The following is a 20,282-nucleotide window of genomic DNA, read 5'->3' as shown; positions in this document are numbered from 1 at the left end:
GTGTGCAGGCCTTCCTGACGCAGGTCTAGCGTCCGGGGAATGGCTGGAGTCGAGACGGGCACGATCACCACTGACATCCCTGCACGCATGGACCGCCTCCCGTGGGCGCGCTGGCACTGGCTGGTCGTCATCGGGCTGGGCACGGTGTGGATCCTCGACGGGCTCGAGGTCACGATCGTCGGCTCGATGTCGGCGGCGCTGAAGCCCAGCGACACCGGGCTGGGCCTCTCCAGCTCCGACGTCGGCATGGCCGGCGCGATGTACGTCGCCGGTGCCTGCATCGGTGCGCTGTTCTTCGGCCAGCTCACCGACCGCTTCGGCCGCAAGAAGCTGTTCCTGCTGACCCTCGGCGTCTACACCGTCGCCACCGTCCTCACGGCGTTCTCGATGAACCCGGCGTGGTACTTCGCGTGCCGCTTCCTCACCGGGATGGGCATCGGGGGCGAGTACGCCGCGATCAACTCCGCGATCGACGAGCTGATCCCGGCGAAGTACCGCGGTCGCGTCGACGTCGCGATCAACGGCTCCTTCTGGGTCGGCGCCGCGCTCGGCTCGCTGCTCACGATCCCGCTGCTCGACCCCAACATCGTCGACCCGAGCTGGGGCTGGCGTGCTGCCTTCGGGCTCGGTGCGATCCTGGCCGTCGGCATCCTCGTGGTGCGTCGGCACGTGCCGGAGAGCCCGCGCTGGCTGTTCATCCACGAGCGCGAGGAGGAGGCCGAGCGCATCGTGCGCGACATCGAGCGCACGGTGTCGGAGGAGAGCGGCAAGCAGCTGCACGACGTCGACGAGACGATCACCATCCGCCAGCGCAAGACGATCAGCCTTCCGCTGATCGCCAAGACGGTCTTCACCCTCTATCCCCGCCGCACGATCCTCTGCTTCTCGCTCTTCGTGGGCCAGGCGTTCCTCTACAACGCGTTCTTCTTCACCTACGGCGACACCCTGACCACGTTCCTCGACGTGAAGCAGACCGGGTGGTACCTGGCGGTCTTCGCCGCCAGCAACTTCATCGGCGCGCTCGTGCTGAGCCCGCTCTTCGACAGCGTGGGGCGCGTCAAGATGATCGCGGGCACCTACATCCTCTCCGGCGTCCTGCTCGCGATCGCCGGGACGATGCTGGGCAGCCTGTCGGCGGTCACCCTCACGCTCTTCGGCGCGATCATCTTCTTCTTCGCCTCCGCCGGGGCGAGCGCTGCCTACCTCACCGCCTCGGAGATCTTCCCGATGGAGACGCGCGCGCTGTGCATCGCGTTCTTCTACGCCATCGGCACCGCCGTCGGCGGCATCACCGGACCGCTGCTCTTCGGCCGCCTCATCGACGGCGCCGACTCGATCACCGGCATCGCGCCGGGCTACTTCCTCGGCGCCGCGCTGATGGTCGCCGGCGGCATCGTGGAGATCTTCCTCGGCGTCAAGGCCGAGGGGCAGTCGCTGGAGGACATCGCCCAGCCGCTCACCGCCGAGGACCAGCCGGCGCACGCCTGACGCCCGCACGCCCCGTCCGCAGCCGACCACCGTCGAGAGGAGTCGAGCCATGAGCCCGATGCCACCGCCCAAGCCCACCACCGAGGGGCACCGTGACCGGCAGGTGTTCCACGAGATGGGGCAGATCGTGCGCGCCCTCGAGGCCCACGGGCCCACCTCGCCCGACAACCTGCGCGAGGTCGTCGGCGGCGCCTGGTGGGAGGAGGGCCGCTTCGAGCGTGCCCTCGCGCTGGCCGCCAGCGACGGCCTGGTCCACACGACCGGGGACGGCTCGCTCGTCGCCACCTGAGGACTGCCGCCGCGCCGGCATGGGGGAGACTGGTGCGGTGAGCCTGCACCGCACCGAGCTCGGCCGGACCGGCCCGCGCGTCGTCTTCTGCCACGGACTCTTCGGGCAGGGACGCAACTGGACCCAGGTCGCGAAGGCGCTCAGCACCGAGCACCGCGTCACCCTGCTCGACATGCCCAACCACGGGCGGTCGCCATGGACGGAGTCCTTCGACTACGTCGCGCTGGCCGACCTCGTGGCCGCCGAGCTCGGCGAGGAGCCGGTGGCGCTGGTGGGCCACTCGATGGGCGGCAAGATCGCCATGTGCGTGGCGCTGCGCCACCCCGGGCTCGTCGAGCGCCTGGCGGTCGTCGACGTGGCGCCGGTGGCCTACCCCAGCGGTCGCGAGTTCGTCGGCTACATCGAGACCATGCGCTCGCTCGACCTGTCCGCCCTCGGCTCGCGCGCCGAGGCCGAGGAGGCGCTGCGCGAGGCGGTCCCCAGCTCCGTCGTGCGCAGCTTCCTCCTGCAGAACCTGCGCCGCACCGACGACGGGTGGCACTGGCAGCTCAACCTCGAGCTGCTCGGCGAGTCGATGGACGGCCTGACCGGCTGGCCGGCCGAGCAGCTGGGGGAGGCGTCGTACGACGGCCCGGTGCTGTGGGTCGGCGGCGCCGACTCCGACTACATCTCCGACGAGCACGCCGCCGAGATGGATCGTCGCTTCCCGCGCAACCGCCGCGTGCTGGTCAAGGGCGCCGGGCACTGGGTGCACTCCGAGCAGCCCGAGGTCTTCCTCGAGGTGCTGCGCCGCTTCCTGCCCTGACGGGCGTGCCCGGGGCAGGCGGAGGCTCGGCTCAGGCCTTGCGCCGCGCGCGGTAGGCCGCCACGGCCTCACGGTTGCCGCAGGTGGTCGAGCAGTAGCGGCGCGAGCGGTTGCGCGAGAGGTCGAGCACCACGTCGTCGCAGTCGTCCGCGGCGCACCGGTCGAGCCGCGACATCTCGTCGGCACGGATCACGTCGACCATCGCCATCGCGGTCTCGACGACGACCCGCTCGTCGAGCGGCCGGTCGGGGTCCACGGCGTGGAGGTGCCAGTCCCACTGATCGTGGCGCTGCAGCTGGGGGAGGGCCCGCGCGCGGGCGAGCATGCCGTTGACGATCGCCGCAGCCTCGTCGCGATCGGCCAGCAGCAGCTCCTTCAGGGCCGGTCGCAGGTGGCGCAGGGAGTCGAGCTCGTCGGCGGTCGCGTCGTGCCGGCCGGTGTAGGCCCAGGCGGCCAGGAAGGCGGACAGGTCCTTCACCGACCCGAGCGGGTCACCGGGCTCGTCCGAGGAGTTGACCAGGGCGACGGCCGCCTGCAGCGCCGCGTCCGTGTCATCGGTGAAAAGCATGTTGACACATTACACGAGGCCCGCCTAGCGTCATGTCCGTGACGGCTTTGACCCATGACACCGCGCGCTCGCGCACCACTACGGGACTCGCGCTGGCGGTGGCGTCCGCGGCGTCCTTCGGGATGTCGGGCGTGCTGGCGCGCGGGCTGCTCGACACCGGCTGGAGCGCCGGGGCCACGGTGGCCCTGCGGATCGCCGTCGCATCGGCGGTGCTGGTCGTCCCCGGGGCGCTCGCGGTGCGCGGGCGGTGGCACCTGGTGCGCGACAACGCAGCGCTGATCGCGGTCTACGGCGTCGCGGCCGTGGCCGGCGCACAGCTGTGCTACTTCTACGCCGTCTCCCACCTGCAGGTGAGTGTCGCGCTGCTGCTGGAGTACACCGCGCCGGTCGCCGTCGTCGTCTGGCTGTGGCTGCGCCACGGTCACCGACCGTCGGCGCTGACGGTGCTGGGCGCGGCGATCGCGGCCGCCGGGCTCGTGCTCGTGCTCGACGTCGTCTCGGGCGCCGAGCTCAGCACGGTCGGCGTGCTGTGGGCCCTCGGCGCGATGGTCGGCGCCGCGACCTACTTCGTCATCTCCGCCGACGAGGACAACGGCCTCCCGGGCATCACCCTGGCCGCCGGTGGCCTCCTGGTCGCGGGTGCCGTGCTGCTGGTGGCCGGCGTCAGCGGGCTGCTGCCCTTCGACGCCTCGTCCGCCGACGCCGTCTACGACGGCCGCGCGGTGGCGTGGTGGGTGCCCGTGCTGACCCTGGGCCTGGTCACCGCGGCCTTCGCCTACGTCACCGGCATCGCGGCCGGGCGTCGCCTCGGCAGTCGGCTGGCGTCGTTCGTCGCGCTCGGCGAGGTGCTGGCCTCCGTCGTCTTCGCCTGGGCGCTGCTCGGCGAGCTGCCGCGGCCGGTCCAGCTCGCCGGCGGCCTGCTCGTGCTGGCCGGCGTGGTGGTGGTCAAGCTCGGCGAGGGGCGTACGCCGCTGCTGGTGGAGCCGCTGCCCGCGGACGCCGGCCCCGCGGGGGAGCCGGCATCCGTCAGTGGGCGTCCTGGCGCCTGAGGAAGACCTCGCGGTGCAGCAGCAGCAGCGCCGCGGCGACCGGGACGGCCAGCAGCGCGCCGACGATGCCCATCAACGAGCCGCCGACGAGCGCGGCCACCACGGTGACCGAGCCCGGGATGTCGACCGACTTCTTCATGATCCGCGGGTAGATCAGGTAGGACTCCAGCTGCTGGTAGGAGATGTAGTAGACCAGCGCCACCAGCGCGACGGTCGGTGACACCGTCAGGGCCAGCAGGGTCATCAGCGCCCCCGACACGAATGCGCCGACGATCGGGATCAGGGAGAACAGACCCACGACGAAGCCCAGCGCGAAGGCGTACTGGCCGAGGCCGACGATGAACGAGAACACCAGCGTGCTGATGCCCGCGCAGACCGAGACGAGGAACGCGCCGGCGACGTAGGCACCCGTCGAGCGGATGATCCGGTCACCGAGGTCGCTCACGCGCGGGCGGCGCGAGGCGGGTGCCAGGGAGTACGCCGCGTGCTTGATGCTCGGCAGCGAGGCGAGGAAGTAGATCATCAGCACGAGCACGATGAGGCTGTTGGTGAGCGCCGAGAGGACCCGCAGGCCGACGCCGAGCGCGCCGCCGAAGACCTTCTGGCCGAAGTCGCCGTTCTGGATGTAGTCACGCGCCTTGGCGATGACGTCGTACTGCTCGTCGAGCTTCTGCACCTGCGAGTTGGCCTGGAGGTCGTCGAGCCATCCGGGTGCGTTCTTGGTGATGGCGGCGATCTGCTCGCTGATCACCGGCGCGATCGCCACGACGAAGAGCGCCAGGACGCTGAGCACCACGACCAGCACGAGGAGGACCGACAGGCCGCGACGGACCCCGCGGCGCATGAAGAACTCCACCACCGGGTTGAGCCCGATGGCCAGGAACATCGCCATCACCAGCAGCACCAGGATCGAGGAGATGCTGAGCAGTTGCTGGGACAGGAAGATCGCGACGAGGGCGCCGAGGGCACCGAAGAAGCCGATCTTGAACGGGGAGTGGCGCAGGAGCAGCGGCGGGGTCGTGGCGGGAGCCACCCCGGCGTAGGGCGCGGGTGCCGCCTCGTCGACCACCAGGTCGACCCCGTCGTCGATCTGCGCCGCGATCTCGGCCGCGGAGCGTGCCGAGTCCTCGGCGGACTCGGCGGCCGCCTCGGCGCGGTCGGCGTCGTCACTGACCTTCTCCACCACGTCCCCGACGTCGGTCAGGTCGACCGGCGCCTCGGAGCCGTTGGCGGTCTCGGTTCCGGCATCGCGGGGGGCGACGGCCTCCCGGAGCCGGGCGCGCCAGCTCAGGACTCGTCCTCGCCGAAGCCGGCGACGACGTCGCGCAGGGCACCGAGCTGGGCCGTGATGGCGTCGCGGCGCTTGGCCACCCGCTCGACCTCGGCCTGGATGTTGGCGAGCTCGCGCTCGGCCTCGGCGACCCGGGTGGCACCGATGGAGTCGGCCTGGGTGCGGGCGGAGGCGACGACCTGCTCGGCCTCGCGGCGGGCGCGGGTGAGCAGGCCCTCGGCCTCGGCCTGCGCCTGCTGGCGGTGGGCGTTGGCCTGCGCGGTCGCCTCGCGCGCCCGCTGCTCCGCAGCCGTGGCGCGCGCCTCGGCCTCGGCGACGAGTCGCTGGGTCTCGGCGGTGGCGTTGCTGTGGTGCTCGGCAGCCTCGCGGGCCAGCCGCTCCTTCTCGACCGCGAGCGTGCGGCGGGCCTCCTGCACCTCGCGGTCGGCAGCCGCACGTGCCTGCTCGGACTCGCGCGTCGCAGTGACCCGCATCTCGTTGGTCTCCTGCTGAGCGGCCAGGCGCAGCTGGTCGGCCTCGCGGCGCGCGGCGGCGAGGAGGTCCTCGGCCTCGGCCTTGGCCAGGCTGCGCTCGGTCTCGGCGTCGGCGGTGAGCCGCGCGCGCATCTCGTCGAGCTCCTTGAGCTGGACCAGGCGCATGTCGTCGGCCTCGCGGGCGGCGTCGGCGCGGATGCTCGTGGCGTCGCGCTCGGCCTGCTTGCGGATGTCCTCCGCGTCACGGTGCCCGGCACGGCGTACGTCGGCAGCCTCGTCCTCGGCCATCTTGAGCATGGACGAGGCCCGACCGCCGAGCCCGGCGTAGGTCGGGTTGGCGTTCTCGGCCAGCTCGGCACGCATGCGCTCGAGCTCGGACTCGAGATCGATGACGCGCTGCTCGCTGCTCGCCAGGCTGGTGGCGAGCCCGGACTTCTCCGTCTGCAGCTGCCCCACGCGCTGGTCGACGGCAGCCTTGTCGTAGCCGCCGCGGCGCACGAGCGGCAGCGGCGCGCTGCTGGTCGATGCCGGGACGGGCGCGGCCGGCGCGGGCCGGGCGGCAGGGGCTGCCGCGGCGGGTGCCGCCGGGGTGGCGGGGGTGGCCGGGGTGGCGGGGGTGGCCGGGGTCGCGGGTGTCGCCGGAGCGGCTGGCGTCGAGGCGGCCGGCGGCGGGACCACGGGGGAGCGACGGGTGGTCTCCGCCGGCGTGTCGTCGGCCTTCTCCGCAGCGGCTGCGGGCGGAGCGGCCGGCATGGTGCTGGTGTCGACCTCCGGTGCGTCCTTGGCCGTGACCGGGAGCACCTGGGTCTCCTCGGCCGCGTCGTCGGCGGACTCCGGCTCGTCGAAGATGGACAGGCCCTTGTCGGAGCTCATGGTCGAGGCACCTCTCTCGTTGCTGTGGCTCGTGCGCGCGACTCGGTCCTCCTCGTCGCGGGTGCCAGTCTCGCTGATGCCCGGACAAGTTCACACCCCGGCTCGCGGGGGATCCGCGAACCGGGGTGTGACCAATGTCGGCCCTGCTGCCAGAAGGTGCCCGAAGGGGTGACTCAGACCCCGCGGAAGCGGTTGATCGCGTCCTCGTGCTCGGCCCGCATCTCGTGGTCGAGGACGCCGAGGCCCTCCTCGGGAGAGAGGCACAGCACGCCGACCTTGCCCTGGTGGGCGTTCTTGTGGACGTCGAGGGAGGCCTGGCCGACCTCGTCGAGGGTGTAGGTCTTCGACAGGGTCGGGTGGATCTTGCCCTTGGCGATGAGGCGGTTGGCCTCCCACGACTCGCGGTAGTTGGCGAAGTGGCTGGAGATGATGCGCTTGAGGTTCATCCACAGGTAGCGGTTGTCGTACTCGTGCATGTAGCCCGACGTCGAGGCGCACGTCGTGATGGTGCCGCCCTTGCGGGTGACGAACACCGAGGCGCCGAAGGTCTCGCGGCCGGGGTGCTCGAAGACGATGTCGATGTCCTCGCCGCCGGTGAGCTCACGGATGCGGGCGCCGAAGCGCTTCCACTCCTTCGGGTCCTGCCGGGTGTTCTCGTCGTTCCAGAACTTGTAGCCCTCCTCGGAGCGGTTGATGATCAGCTCCGCGCCCATGCTCCGGGCGATGGCGGCCTTCTCCTCGTTGGAGACCACGCACACGGGGGTCGCGCCGCCGTTGAGGGCGTACTGCGTCGCGAAGCCGCCGAGGCCACCGGAGGCGCCCCAGATCAGGACGTTGTCGCCCTGCTTCATGTCGCCGCCGTTCTTGCTCACCAGCTGGCGGTACGCCGTGCAGTTGACCAGGCCCGGCGAGGCGGCCTCCTCCCAGGTGAGGTGCTCGGACTTGGGCATGAGCTGGTTGGCCTTGACCATCGCGACGTCGGCCAGGCCGCCGAAGTTGGTCTCGAAGCCCCAGATGCGCTGCTCGGTGTCGAGCATCGTGTCGTTGTGGCCGTCGGGGCCCTCGAGCTCGACCGAGAGGCAGTGGGCCACGACGCGGTCGCCGGGCTTCCACTTGGTCACGCCGGCGCCCACGGCGAGCACGACGCCGGAGAGGTCGGAGCCGACCACGTGGTAGGGCAGGTCGTGGCGCTTGGTCAGCTCGGAGTTGCGGCCGTAGCGCTCGAGGAAGCCGAAGGTGGAGACCGGCTCGAAGATCGAGGTCCACACGGTGTTGTAGTTGATGGCGCTGGCCATCACGGCCACGAAGGCCTCACCGGGGCCGAGCTCGGGCAGAGGGACCTCGTCGACGTGGATGGACTTGCGCGGGTCCTTGTCCTTCGACGCCACCCCCTCGAACATGTCGACCTCGTCCTTCTTCACGAAGGCGGCGCGGTAGGACTCCGGGAGCTCGAGGCTGGCGAAGTCCTCGGACGTGGCCTCGCCGGACTGGATGGCTTCGAGGATGTGGTGCACGGGTGTCTCCTGAATTCACGGTGTGTGAGGCATCGGTGTGACGATCGAGGGTGAAGATACCGGCGAGTAACCTCGCGTGGGCAGTCCTGTGAGATACGTCGCTCAGTGGGCGTGGGCGGCCGGCTCCACGAGCTCGACCAGCACGCCACCGGCGTCCTTGGGATGGATGAAGTTGACGCGGCTGTCCGAGGTGCCGCGGCGCGGGGCGTCATAGAGCAGCCGCAGGCCGCGGGCGCGCAGCACGTCGGCCACGTGCTCCACGTCGTCGACACGGAAGGCGAGCTGCTGGATCCCCTGGCCGTTGCGGTCGAGGAACTTGGCGATGGTGGACTCCGGTGTCAGCGGCGCGAGCAGCTGGATGCAGGAGCCGGAGTCGCCGACGCCGACCATCGCCTCGCGCACACCCTGCTCCTCGTTGACCTCCTCGTGGAGCACCTGCATCCCGTAGGCGTCGCGGTAGAAGGCCATCGCCGCGTCGAGGTCGGGCACCGCGATGCCCACGTGGTCGATGGCGGTGAAGAGGTGCTGGACGTCGTCGGGCAGGCCGGTTCCGGGCTGGTCAGCGCTCATGGAGCACATCGTGCACTTCGCGGCGGTGGTGCGCGAGGGGGTGTGACGTGTGCCTCATGGTGAATGCCCGCTCACCCCCTCCCGGAGCCACGGGCGCGGTGGGTATCGTCCGAAGCAGCGGCAGCTGCCGCGCCGACTCGCAACGCCTGGAGGAAGACTCATGACCGGTTCCGTGATCGTTGCCGGGGCTCGCACCCCGATCGGCCGCCTGCTCGGCGGCCTCAAGGACCAGTCCGCGGCCGACCTCGGCGGCGTGGCCATCGCCGGCGCGCTGGAGAAGGCCGGGGTCACCGGCGAGCAGGTCGACTACGTGATCATGGGCCAGGTCATCCAGGCCGGCGCCGGCCAGATCACCGCCCGCCAGGCCGCGGTCAAGGGCGGGATCCCGATGTCCGTCCCGTCGATCACCATCAACAAGGTGTGCCTCTCGGGCCTCAACGCCATCGCGATGGCCGACCAGCTCATCCGCGCCGGTGAGCACGAGATCGTCGTCGCCGGCGGCATGGAGTCGATGACCCAGGCCCCGCACCTGCTGCCGAAGAGCCGCGAGGGCTTCAAGTACGGCGACACCGCGCTGGTCGACTCGATGGCCTACGACGCCCTCTACGACCAGTTCACGCACCAGGCGATGATCAACCTCACCGACGGCTGCAACGCCGCGGGCGCCAACCTCACCCGCGAGGAGCAGGACGCCTTCGCAGCGCAGTCGCACCAGCGTGCGGCGCTCGCCTGGAAGAACGGCGTCTTCGACGACGAGGTCGTCCCCGTCACGATCGCGAGCCGCAAGGGCGACATCACCGTCGCCGAGGACGAGGGCATCCGCGGGGACACCACCGTGGAGTCGCTCTCGGGCCTGCGCCCGGTCGCCAAGGACGGCAGCATCACCGCGGGCTCCGCCTCGCAGATCTCCGACGGCGCGTGCGCCGTCGTCGTGATGAGCAAGGCCAAGGCGGAGGAGCTCGGCCTGACCTGGCTCGCCGAGATCGGCGCGTCCGGCCAGGTCGCCGGCCCCGACTCCTCGCTGCAGCTGCAGCCGGCCAACGCCATCACGAAGGCGGCCGAGAAGGAGGGCATCGCCGTCTCCGACATCGACCTCTTCGAGCTCAACGAGGCCTTCGCCGCGGTGGGCATCGAGTCGGCCCGCCAGCTCGGCGTCGACCAGGACAAGGTCAACGTCAACGGCGGGGCGATCGCCCTGGGCCACCCGGTCGGCATGTCCGGCGCCCGCATCGTGCTGCACCTCGCGCTGGAGCTCCAGCGCCGCGGCGGCGGCACCGGTGCCGCGGCCCTGTGCGGCGGCGGCGGGCAGGGCGACGCCCTGATCATCCGCGTGCCGGCGAGCTGACCGCTCGCGTGACGCTGCCCCGCTCGAGGAGGGGCGCCCCCGCGGTCCCCGAGCTCGTCTCGCGGGCACGGGAGGGCGACCCCGCCTCGGTCGCGCGCCTGATCACCCTGGTCGAGGACGCCTCCCCGGTGCTGCGGGAGGTCATGGCGGCACTCAGCGCACACCCGACCCGGGCCCACGTCGTGGGCGTCACCGGGGCGCCGGGCGTCGGCAAGTCCACCTCGACCAACGCCCTCGTCGCCGGGATGCGGCGCGCCGGCAAGCGGGTCGGGGTGCTCGCCGTCGACCCCTCGTCCCCGTTCTCCGGCGGCGCGCTGCTCGGCGACCGGGTGCGGATGGGCGACCACGCCCTCGACCGCGACGTCTACATCCGCTCGATGGGTGCGCGCGGCCACCTCGGCGGCCTGGCGTGGTCCACCCCGCAGGCGGTGCGGGTCCTCGACGCAGCCGGGTGCGACGTCGTCGTCGTCGAGACGGTCGGTGTCGGGCAGAGCGAGGTGGAGGTCGCCGGGCTCGCCGACACCACGCTGGTGCTGCTGGCGCCCGGCATGGGTGACGGGATCCAGGCGGCCAAGGCGGGCATCCTCGAGGTCGGTGACATCTATGCCGTCAACAAGGCTGACCGCGAGGGTGCCGACCGCACCCGGCGCGAGCTGCGCTCGATGCTCGCGATGGCCGATCGTCGCGAGGGCGACTGGCGACCGCCCGTCCTCCAGACCGTCGCCAGCACCGGGACGGGCATCGACGAGCTGCTGGCGGAGGTCGATCGCCACCTCGTCTGGCTCGAGGAGTCGGGCGAGCTGGCGCGACGTCGTACGGAGCGGGCGCGACGCGAGGTCGAGGCCATCGCGCTCGCGGCGCTGCGCGAGCGGTGGGGGAGCGCAGGTGGGGGCGCGGACCTCGAGGCCCTCGCCGCCCGCGTGGTGGCGGGCGAGCTGGACCCGTACGCCGCCGCGGACGCGCTAGTCGCCGACGGGGCCTGAGAGGGCCTCGCCGAGGTCCTCCGCAGCGCGGCGGGTCCAGGCCTCCAGCAGCGGCGGGCTGACGCCCTCGGCGGTCACCGCGAGCAGGTGGTCGGCGCCGGCGCCGGGCACGGAGGCGATCACCGTGTGCGCGCGCCCGGTGGTGAGCTCGACCGTCTCGACCTCGGCCGAGGGGCCGGCGTCGTGGCGGCTGTGCGTCGCGAAGGCGGTGCCGGCCGCGCGTGAGACCCGCGGCACCTCAGGCTTCGGGAGCCCGTAGGCCGCCACGGGCGTGCCGGTCGCGGTGCACAGCACAGCGCAGGAGGGGTCGTCCATCGCCCGCAGCACCTCGACGAGGGAGGACCAGAGCGCCTCCACCTGCGCCTCGGAGGCGGCGTCCGCACCCACCTGGCGACGTCGGTGCTGAGAGGCACGCCCCGACCACCGGGCACGACGGGTCGAGGAGGGCGAGGAGATGAGTTCAGCAGTCACGGGGCACGTCCTTGGTCGGAACGAGAGGACGGCGTCGGAGCCCGAGACGGCAGCCAGACCTTGTGGATCTCTTGTTGCAACAGAGTGGATGGACCGTAACCGGCGCTGTCGCGATCGCGTGGCATTTCCGACCAAGAAGTGGTGGCCGGTCGGTGGAGCGCGCGAACTTGCACCGTGGTGCAAACTTGCACTACGGTGCAAGACATGTCGTCCGGAACCCGCGCGCACCGCAAGAACCAGACCCGTGAGGCACTCTGTGCCGCCGCCGTGTCGATCGTCGGCGAGCACGGCCTCGACGCGTTGACCGCCGACCGGATCGCCGAGGTCGCCGGGGTGTCGCGTCGCACGCTGTTCAACTACTTCGCGCGCGTCGAGGACGTCCTCACCGCGACGATGGAGTCCGCCACGTCCGACATGATCGACGCGATCGTCGCGCGCCCTGCCGACGAGCCGCTGCGCACGTCCGCGCTCGTGGTGCTCGAGGAGCTCATCGACTCCCCGGTCTTCACCCAGGCGCGTGCCCTCGAGCGCGCGGCCGGACGCTCGGCCGCGACTCGCCGATTCCTCCTCGAGCTCGACGACCGGCAACGGATGGCGCTCGAGGAGGGGCTGCGACGACGCCTCGGCGAGGACGCCGACGAGCTCTACGTCACCAGCCTCGCCGCCGCGGCGTACGGCGTGCTCTGCGCGGTCACGCGGCTCGTGGTGAGCGCCACCGACGACGACGCCCGTGCCGCCGAGCTCCACCGGGCCTGGATCCGTCGCGGCCTCGACCACCTCTTCGCGGGCTTCGACGAGTCCGCCGCGCACCCCGCGCCCAGTCCTGCCACCCCTGGCACCGCCGACACCTCCTTGGAGTCCTGAGACATGGCCACCCTCCTGCACCGCCTCGGTGCCCTCGCCGCCCGCCGCCCGATCGCCGTGCTGCTCGCCTGGCTCGTCGTCGTCGCCGCCGCCGTCGGTGGCGCCACGACGCTGTCGCGCCCGCTCAGCAACGAGTTCGAGATCCCCGACAGCGAGTTCGGCCGGGTGCTCGACCACCTCGGCGAGGTGATCCCCGAGGTCGCCGGCGGCACCGGCACGGTCGTCGTGCACAGCGCCGACGGATTCACCGCAGAGCAGTGCTCGGCCCTGCGCGACACGATCGAGGAGTGGGAGCAGCTTCCCCACGTGACCGCGGTGGTCGACCCGTTCGCCCTGCAGTCCCGCCTCGACGGCTCGGACCGCAGGCTGGCCCGCGCCGAGCGGCGCCTGCGCGACGGGCAGGACGACCACGACGCCGGACGTGCCCGCCTCGCCGGCCTCGAGGCCTTCCTCGCCGAGAACCCGGACGCCGCGACGCCCGAGGTCGAGCAGCAGGTCGCCGAGGGTCGCGCGCGCCTGGCCCGTGCCGAGCAGCGCCTGGACGACGGCTGGGACGAGGTGCGCACCGCCGGCGCGCTGCGCGCTGCCGGTTCGGGGGTGTCGTTCGTCAGTGACGACCGCACCACCGCGCTGGTGCAGGTGCGCTTCGACACCGACACCCAGCAGCTCGACCCCGCAGTCCTCGAACGGGTCCCCGAGACCGGTGCGTCGTTGTCGGATGCGGGCGTCGAGGCCGACTACGGCCAGGAGCTGACGATGAGCCGTGAGGTCGGCGGCATCGGCGAGGTCGTCGGCGTCGCCGTCGCAGGCGTGGTGCTGCTGGTCATGCTCGGCTCGCTCGTGCTGGCCGGGCTGCCCCTCGCGATCGCCCTGGTCGGGGTCGGCGTCAGCCTCGCGACGGGGCTGGCCACGACGCACTGGATCTCGCTGCAGCAGATGGCTCCCGTCCTCGGGATGATGCTGGGGCTGGCGGTGGGCATCGACTACGCCCTGTTCATCGTCAACCGTCACCGGCGCCAGCTGGGCGACCTCGTCGACGGCGGCGTCGACCTGGACCGCGACCAGGTCCGGGCCAGCATCGCGCTGGCCACCGGGACCGCCGGATCGGCGGTCGTGGTGGCAGGCACCACGGTCGTGATCGCGCTCGCCGCGCTCGCGGTCTCCGGCATCCCGACCCTGCTGCAGATGGGCCTGCTCGCCGCGTCCACCGTCGCGGTGACGGTGATGGTGTCGCTGACGCTGACCCCCGCCCTGCTCTCGCTGGTCGGTCGCCGCGCCGCGCCGCGTCGTCGGCGTACGTCGTCGGCGACCGCACCGCGGGCGCCCTGGCCGCAGCGCTGGGTCGGCCTGGTCACTCGGCGCCCGCGCGCCGCCGCAGCACTGGTCACCCTCGTCATGGTGGTGCTGGCCGTCCCCGCGCTGTCGATGCGGCTCGGGCTGCCCGACGGTTCGTCGGAGCCCCAGGACTCCACCGCCTACCGGGCCTACGAGCGGGTGGCGACGAGCTTCGGCCCCGGTGCCAACGGCCCACTGCTGCTCTCGGCCGACTACGGGTCCCCGGTGGCGCAGGACGACCTCGTGGCGGAGCAGGCGCGCATCGCGCGGGCCGTGCTCGCGGTCGACGACCGGGTCTCGGTGCTCCCGATCGGCACGAGCGAGGACCGTCGCACGATCGCCTTCCAGGTCGTGCCGGCCGAGGGACCGTCGGCGGAGTCGACGCTCGAGCTGGTCGAGGGCCTCCGCCGCCTGGCCGCGGGCGACAGCCTGCGCGAGACCAGCTGGCTGCACCTCCACGGCCTCATCGGTGACGCGAACCCGACCGGTCGCGACCTCCTCGGCGACGACGTCGAGCTCGGGCTCACCGGTGCCACGGTGGCCAACATCGAGGTCTCCGAGCGACTGGCCGGGGCACTGCCCCTCTACCTCGCCATGGTGATCGGCCTCTCGCTCGTGCTCCTGGCGGTGGTGTTCCGCTCGATCCTGGTGCCGCTGGTGGCCACGGCCGGCTTCCTGCTGTCGGTCGGCGCGAGCTTCGGAGCGATCGTTGCGGTCTACCAGTGGGGCTGGCTCGGCTCGCTGTTCGACGTGCACGACCCGTCGGCGGTCTTCAGCTTCATGCCCACCCTGCTGATCGGCATCCTGTTCGGCCTGGCGATGGACTACCAGATGTTCCTCGTCTCGGGCATGCACGAGGCCTACGTGCACGGCCGCGACGCCCGCACCGCGGTGCGCGAGGGCTTCAGCTCGGGCGCTCGCGTGGTCGCTGCGGCCGCGCTGATCATGGTCTCGGTGTTCTCCGGCTTCATCTACGCCGAGATGACGATGGCCCGCTCGATCGGCTTCGGCCTCGCGGTCGGGGTGCTCCTCGACGCCTTCCTGGTGCGGATGACGTTCACCCCCGCGGTGCTCTCCCTGCTCGGCGACCGGGCGTGGTGGCTGCCGCGCTGGCTCGACCGGCTGCTGCCCAACCTCGACGTCGAGGGCGCGGCGCTGGCCGAGCGGCTGGCTGCGCGGGAGCAGTCCGGGGAAGGTGTCGAGGAGACCGAGCGCGAGCGCGAGCTCGTGACCGTGGGTTGAGCTGGACTGGGGTGGGCTCAGCTGAGCCGGAGGGTGTGCCCGGTGATGCGCGACGCCGCGCTGCTGGCCAGGAACAGCACCGAGTCGGCCACCGCTTCGGCGACACCCGACGGCTGGGAGCGCACGAGGGTGCCGCCGGCCACGCGGCTCCCGCCGGTGCTCGCTGCCCGCGGCGCGAACTGGCGGGGGAGGGACGGAGGGGTGGGCGGCACCACCGAGTTGACCCGGACGCCCAGCCCGGCCCAGTTGTCCGCGGCCCGCGCGGTGAGCTCGACCAGCTCTGCCTGTGCGGCCTCGGGGGTGCGCGAGAGCTCCAGCCACGCGCGTACGGCGCCGGTGTTGACCACGCAGCCCCCGGAGAGGGCGGGGCTCTGGCCCAGCTTGAGCCGCAGGCGGCGGGTGAGGAACGTGGGCCCGAGCAGACCCGACCTGGCCGCCTCGGCGATGAACGCGTGCTCATCCGGCGGCAGGCCGTAGGGCAGGTTGCAGCCGGCGGCCAGCACGAGGACGTCGATGTGCTCGACCGTCGCGGCGAGGTGGTCGATCGAGTCCTGGCGAGCGAGGTTGACCGACTCGTAGTCGAAGGCGGAGAGGTCGGAGTCGTAGAGCGAGCGCAGCATCATCGTGCCGGTCACCGTCACCGAGGCGCCGCAGGCGGCGAACGAGGAGGCGATCGTGTGGCCCTCGCCGCGGGTGCCGCCGACGACGAGGACCTGGTAGCCGGTGAAGTCGTACGACCCCGATGTCGTCATGGCGCGGTGGTCCTCCCTTGGACGTCGGGAGTTTGTACCATGCGAAAGGGTGGGCCCGACAGGCGAGGTCAGGCGCCCGGGACCCCATCGGTCCCACCGATCACTTCCTCCTCGCGGAGGGGGTCGGCGAGGTCCGGGCGGCCGGTCCGCACGGCGGCGAAGGTCCACAGCTTGTTGAGCACGAAGGACAGCGGGGTCACCAGCACGATCACGATCAGCTGGGCCCAGTAGAGCCGGCTGCGCAGGCCGGACGAGTCGTCGAGCAGGTCGCGCGGCAGGCCCACGGGCGAGTGCGGGTGCAGGAACAGGGTGAGCAGCGCCAGGCCCACGACCTGCGCGCCCAGGCCCACCACGACGAAGGGCCAGTACTCCCGCCACCAGCCGCGGGCCCTGCTGCTGCGGAAGGTCCAGCTCCGGTTCAGCTGGAAGTTGGTCAGGTTGGCCACCAGGAAGGCCACGGTGGAGTAGACGTGGTACCAGCGCAGGTTGAACCCCGACGAGCCGAGGGGCACCACGGCGTCCTCGAAGTGCGGGCCGACGCGGCGCAGGACGACCAGCGTGAGCAGGTTGACGACCACCCCGCTCGCTCCCACGAGCGCGAAGCGGCCCAGCAGGGCGACGTTGTGCCGGTGCCGCGCCAGCACGGCGGCTTGCCGCGATCCCATGCTGCGAGGCTACCGACCCGTGCACGCAGAGATGGCGTGCATCCCTAGGATTGTCGTCATGACGCAGCAGCCGTTCAGCCGCCCCGGTGCCATCGACCTCTCCGGACTGGGCAAGCCCGCCCCGCAGCCCGGCGCCCCCGCCCGTCCGACCGACGTGCCCGGCGGCGCGGCGTCGTCGTACAGCGTGCAGGTCGACGAGCAGAGCTTCCAGGGACTGCTCGAGCAGTCGATGACGGCTCCGGTGCTCTTGGTGTTCTACTCGCGCACCCGGATGCCCGAGAGCGGTCAGCTCGCCGACGACCTCGCCACCGTGGTGGGGGAGCACGAGGGCCGCTTCCTGCTCGGGCGGGTCGACATCGACGCCGCCCCGCAGATCGCCCAGGCCATGCAGATCCCCTCGATCCCGCTGGTGGTCGCCGTCGTCGACGGCCGCCCCATGCCGCTGCTGCAGGACCCCCTGCCGATCGAGGAGCTGCGCACGGCGCTGACCCAGGTCGGCCAGCAGCTCACCGCCCAGGGCATCACCGGGCGCCACCAGCCCCGCTCCGGCGCAGCGCCCGCGACCGAGGGCGAGGAGGAGGTCGTCGACCCGCGCTACGCGCCCGCGCAGGACGCGCTCGCCGCCGGCGACATCGACACCGCGGTCGCGGAGTACCAGAAGCTGGTCGACGCCAACCCTGCCGACGTCGAGGCCGCAGGCGGCCTGGCGATCGCCCAGGTCATGCAGCGCACGCAGGGTGTCGACCTCGCGCAGGCGCGCGCCGCGGCGGCCGACGCCCCCGACGACGTGGACGCCCAGACGATGGTCGCCGACCTCGACATGCTCGGTGGGCACGTCGAGGACGCGTTCACCCGCCTGGTCAACCTCGTCGCCCGCACGGCCGACCCGGAGCGCTCGCGGGCGCGCGACCACCTGCTGGGGCTGTTCGCGGCGGTCGGCAACGACGACCCGCGCGTGCTGGCGGGCCGTCGCAACCTGGCCTCTGCGCTGTTCTGAGCGATCAGCTGGTCGAGGCGCGCTTCTCCAGCACCGCGCGCCCGGCCTCGAGCCGGGCGACCGGCACGCGGAACGGCGAGCAGGACACGTAGTCCAGCCCCACGCGGTGGAAGAAGTGCACCGACAGCGGGTCGCCGCCGTGCTCGCCGCACACGCCGACCTTGAGGTCGGAGCGGGTCTTGCGACCCTTCTTCGTGCCCATCTCCACCATGCCGCCGACGCCGAGCTGGTCGAGCGACTCGAACGGCGAGACGTCGAAGATGCCGTGCTCGAAGTAGCGCGAGAAGAAGGACGCCTCGACGTCGTCGCGCGAGAAGCCCCACGCCATCTGCGTGAGGTCGTTGGTGCCGAAGGAGAAGAAGTCGGCGGCCTTGGCGATGCGGTCGGCGAGGAAGGCCGCGCGCGGGAGCTCGATCATGGTGCCGATCGAGATGTCGAGCTTGACGCCGCGCGACTCCTGGACCTCGGCGATCTCGTGCTCGAGCTGGGCTCGCACGATCTGCAGCTCGCGCACGCTGGCCACCAGCGGCACCATGATCTCCGCGCGCGGGGTGCCGTGCACCTCCATCCGGTCGGCCGCGGCCTCCGCGATGGCGCGTGCCTGCATGCGGAACAGGCCCGGGATCTGGATGCCGAGGCGTACGCCGCGCAGGCCGAGCATCGGGTTCTGCTCGTGCAGGCGCCGCACGTGGGTGAGCAGGGTCGTGGCGCGCTCGTCGCTCTCGCCGCGCTCCTCGGCCAGCGCGACCTGCACGCTGAGGTCGGTGAGGTCGGGGAGGAACTCGTGCAGCGGCGGGTCGAGCAGCCGGATCGTCACCGGCAGGCCGTCCATCGCCTCCAGGATCTCGGTGAAGTCCTGGCGCTGGAGCGGCAGGAGCGCCGCCAGCGCCTCGTCCTGGCCGGCCTCGCCCTCGGCCACGATGAGCTTCTCCACCAGCTCGCGGCGCTCGCCGAGGAACATGTGCTCGGTGCGGCACAGCCCGATGCCCTGGGCGCCGAAGCGCCGTGCGCGGGCGGCGTCCTCAGGGGTGTCGGCGTTGGTGCGCACGCGCAGGCGACGCGCACCGTCGGCGTGGGCCATGATCCGCGACACGGCCAGGGCCAGGTCGTCGTCGAGCTTCTCGCCCTCGAAGTGGCGTACGACCACGGAGTCGGAGACCGGCACCGCGCCTGCGAAGACCTCGCCGGTCGTGCCGTCGATCGAGATGACGTCTCCCTCGCGCACCGTCTCCCCGCCGCGCACGGTGAACTGCTTGCCGCGGGTGTCGACGTCGAGGGACTCCGCGCCGCACACGCACGTGACGCCCATGCCGCGGGCGACGACCGCGGCGTGCGAGGTCTTGCCGCCGCGACTGGTGAGGATGCCGCGTGCGGCGACCATGCCGCGCAGGTCGTCGGGGTTGGTCTCCTTGCGCACGAGGATCACGTCCTCGCCGCGCTCGGTCCACTCGACGGCGGTGTCGGAGTCGAAGACGGCCTTCCCGACCGCGGCGCCGGGGGAGGCGTTCATGCCGGTGGCCAGCAGCGTGCGCTCGGACGTCTCGTCGAAGCGCGGGAACATCAGCTGGGCGAGCTGGTCGCCGGTCACGCGCAGCACCGCCTCGTCCATCTGGATCAGGCCCTCGTCGACCATGTGGACCGCGATGCGGAACGCCGCCTCGGGGGTGCGCTTGCCGACGCGGGTCTGGAGCATCCAGAGCTTGCCGCGCTCCACGGTGAACTCGATGTCGCACATGTCGCGGTAGTGCCGCTCGAGGCGCGTCATGATCTGCATCAGGTCGTCGTAGGACGACTGGTCGATGTCGGCCATGTCGGCGAGCGACACGGTGTTGCGGATGCCGGCGACGACGTCCTCGCCCTGCGCGTTCTGCAGGTAGTCGCCGTAGACGCCCTGCTCGCCGCTGGCCGGGTCGCGGGTGAAGGCGACGCCGGAGCCGGAGTCCATGCCGAAGTTGCCGAAGACCATGGCCTGGACGTTGACGGCGGTGCCCAGGTCCTCCGGGATCCGCTCCTGGCGGCGGTAGAGCCGGGCCCGGTCGGTGTTCCAGGAGTCGAAGACCGCCCGGATGGCGAGGTCGAGCTGCTCACGGGGGTCCTGCGGGAAGTCGTGCCCGGTCTGCTCCTTGATGATCGCCTTGAAGCTGTCGACGAGCCCGCGCAGGTCGTCGGCGTCGAGGTCGAGGTCGGACTGGGTGCCCTTGGCGTCCTTGGCGGCGTCGAGCGCCTCGGCGAACAGCTCGGAGTCGACGTGGAGCACCGTGCCGCCGAACATCTGCAGCAGGCGGCGGTAGGAGTCGAGGGCGAAGCGCTCGGACTCGCTGCGAGCCGCGAGGCCGCCCACGGAGGTGTCGTTGAGGCCGACGTTGAGGACGGTCTCCATCATGCCCGGCATCGAGAACTTCGCCCCGGACCGCACCGAGACCAGGAGCGGGTTGTCGGCGTCGCCGAGCTTCTTGCCCATCGCCTCCTCCAGGCGGGCGAGGTGCTCGGTCACCTCCTCGGCCAGGCCCTCGGGCTCACCGCCCGCACCGCTCGCGTCGTCGTCGGACTGCGCGAGGTAGGCGCGGCAGGTCTCGGTCGAGATGGTGAACCCGGGTGGGACCGGCAGGCCCAGGTTGGTCATCTCGGCGAGGTTCGCCCCCTTGCCCCCGAGGAGGTCCTTCTGGTCCTTGCTGCCCTGTGAGAATTCGTAGACCCAAGCCATGGGA

General features: G+C 72.0%; 18 protein-coding genes. 9 read left to right on the top strand and 9 right to left on the bottom strand.

All coding sequences use genetic code 11. The features are described 5' to 3' along the window. Positions 1-39 precede the first annotated feature (39 nt). The 3 genes from ASG76_RS06260 to ASG76_RS06250 are packed head-to-tail and all read left to right on the top strand — an operon-like array spanning position 40 to position 2,582. A complete protein-coding gene (locus ASG76_RS06260; protein ID WP_056601381.1) occupies positions 40-1,488 on the top strand; it encodes an MFS transporter in 1,449 nt (482 codons plus the stop codon). A gap of 49 nt (positions 1,489-1,537) precedes the next feature. After that, entirely contained in the window at positions 1,538-1,777 is a 240-nt protein-coding gene (locus tag ASG76_RS06255) for a hypothetical protein (protein WP_056601377.1), read from the top strand. 37 nt (positions 1,778-1,814) lie between these two features. Beyond that, positions 1,815-2,582, top strand: coding sequence for an alpha/beta fold hydrolase (locus ASG76_RS06250; protein WP_235529434.1), 768 nt, complete (start codon positions 1,815-1,817; stop codon positions 2,580-2,582). 31 nt (positions 2,583-2,613) lie between these two features. Here ASG76_RS06250 and ASG76_RS06245 read toward each other — a convergent pair whose 3' ends face one another. Next, the gene (locus tag ASG76_RS06245) at positions 2,614-3,150 is read right to left on the bottom strand and encodes a CGNR zinc finger domain-containing protein (RefSeq protein WP_056601371.1); all 537 of its coding nucleotides are present in this window, start codon (positions 3,148-3,150) and stop codon (positions 2,614-2,616) included. A gap of 38 nt (positions 3,151-3,188) precedes the next feature. On the opposite strand from ASG76_RS06245, the gene ASG76_RS06240 reads away from it, so the two are divergent. Beyond that, on the top strand, positions 3,189-4,199 hold the full coding sequence (locus ASG76_RS06240; protein ID WP_235529433.1) for an EamA family transporter: 1,011 nt from the start codon (positions 3,189-3,191) through the stop codon (positions 4,197-4,199). On the opposite strand, the gene ASG76_RS06235 is transcribed toward ASG76_RS06240, so the two are convergent. The 4 genes from ASG76_RS06235 to mce form a co-directional block, all read right to left on the bottom strand. After that, positions 4,177-5,385: an AI-2E family transporter gene (locus tag ASG76_RS06235; RefSeq protein WP_056601364.1), complete on the bottom strand. Its 1,209-nt coding sequence runs from the start codon at positions 5,383-5,385 to the stop codon at positions 4,177-4,179. The two genes, ASG76_RS06240 and ASG76_RS06235, sit on opposite strands and share 23 nt — an antisense overlap. 101 nt (positions 5,386-5,486) lie before the next feature. After that, a complete protein-coding gene (locus ASG76_RS06230) occupies positions 5,487-6,836 on the bottom strand; it encodes a hypothetical protein (protein ID WP_056601361.1) in 1,350 nt (449 codons plus the stop codon). Between the two features lie 173 nt (positions 6,837-7,009). Next, on the bottom strand, positions 7,010-8,350 hold the full coding sequence (gene ccrA, locus ASG76_RS06225; protein WP_056601358.1) for a crotonyl-CoA carboxylase/reductase: 1,341 nt from the start codon (positions 8,348-8,350) through the stop codon (positions 7,010-7,012). Positions 8,351-8,452: 102 nt separating this feature from the next. Next, positions 8,453-8,920: a methylmalonyl-CoA epimerase gene (mce, locus tag ASG76_RS06220; protein WP_157558986.1), complete on the bottom strand. Its 468-nt coding sequence runs from the start codon at positions 8,918-8,920 to the stop codon at positions 8,453-8,455. A 160-nt stretch (positions 8,921-9,080) separates the two neighbouring features. On the opposite strand from mce, the gene ASG76_RS06215 reads away from it, so the two are divergent. Then, on the top strand, positions 9,081-10,265 hold the full coding sequence (locus ASG76_RS06215; protein ID WP_056601353.1) for an acetyl-CoA C-acetyltransferase: 1,185 nt from the start codon (positions 9,081-9,083) through the stop codon (positions 10,263-10,265). Between the two features lie 8 nt (positions 10,266-10,273). Beyond that, the gene (gene meaB, locus ASG76_RS06210) at positions 10,274-11,248 is read left to right on the top strand and encodes a methylmalonyl Co-A mutase-associated GTPase MeaB (protein WP_414858316.1); all 975 of its coding nucleotides are present in this window, start codon (positions 10,274-10,276) and stop codon (positions 11,246-11,248) included. Here the strand turns inward: meaB and ASG76_RS06205 are convergent. Continuing rightward, positions 11,228-11,719, bottom strand: a complete 492-nt coding sequence (locus ASG76_RS06205) for a hypothetical protein (protein ID WP_157558985.1) — start codon at positions 11,717-11,719, stop codon at positions 11,228-11,230. The genes meaB and ASG76_RS06205 overlap by 21 nt on opposite strands. A 204-nt stretch (positions 11,720-11,923) precedes the next feature. Between ASG76_RS06205 and ASG76_RS06200 the strand changes: the two genes are divergently transcribed. Then, positions 11,924-12,583, top strand: a complete 660-nt coding sequence (locus ASG76_RS06200; RefSeq protein WP_056601347.1) for a TetR/AcrR family transcriptional regulator — start codon at positions 11,924-11,926, stop codon at positions 12,581-12,583. Between the two features lie 3 nt (positions 12,584-12,586). Then, a complete protein-coding gene (locus ASG76_RS06195) occupies positions 12,587-15,160 on the top strand; it encodes an MMPL family transporter (protein WP_082587316.1) in 2,574 nt (857 codons plus the stop codon). Between the two features lie 17 nt (positions 15,161-15,177). Here the strand turns inward: ASG76_RS06195 and ASG76_RS06190 are convergent, their stop codons facing one another. Next, positions 15,178-15,912 carry an SDR family oxidoreductase gene (locus ASG76_RS06190; RefSeq protein WP_056601344.1) on the bottom strand — a complete coding sequence of 245 codons (735 nt, stop codon included), beginning with the start codon at positions 15,910-15,912 and terminating at the stop codon, positions 15,178-15,180. A gap of 68 nt (positions 15,913-15,980) precedes the next feature. Then, the gene (locus ASG76_RS06185; RefSeq protein ID WP_082587315.1) at positions 15,981-16,577 is read right to left on the bottom strand and encodes a GtrA family protein; all 597 of its coding nucleotides are present in this window, start codon (positions 16,575-16,577) and stop codon (positions 15,981-15,983) included. Between the two features lie 58 nt (positions 16,578-16,635). On the opposite strand from ASG76_RS06185, the gene ASG76_RS06180 reads away from it, so the two are divergent. Beyond that, positions 16,636-17,574 (top strand): co-chaperone YbbN, encoded by a 939-nt coding sequence (locus ASG76_RS06180; protein ID WP_056601341.1) that lies wholly within the window; start codon positions 16,636-16,638, stop codon positions 17,572-17,574. 4 nt (positions 17,575-17,578) lie between these two features. Here the strand turns inward: ASG76_RS06180 and ppdK are convergent, their stop codons facing one another. Continuing rightward, entirely contained in the window at positions 17,579-20,278 is a 2,700-nt protein-coding gene (gene ppdK / locus ASG76_RS06175; protein WP_157558984.1) for a pyruvate, phosphate dikinase, read from the bottom strand. Between the last annotated feature and the right edge of the window lie 4 nt (positions 20,279-20,282).

Origin of the sequence: Nocardioides sp. Soil774, assembly GCF_001428125.1 — a bacterium.
Classification (GTDB): domain Bacteria; phylum Actinomycetota; class Actinomycetes; order Propionibacteriales; family Nocardioidaceae; genus Nocardioides.
Note: the sequence above shows the minus strand (reverse complement) of the source record. Positions and strands in the feature narration are given on the sequence as shown.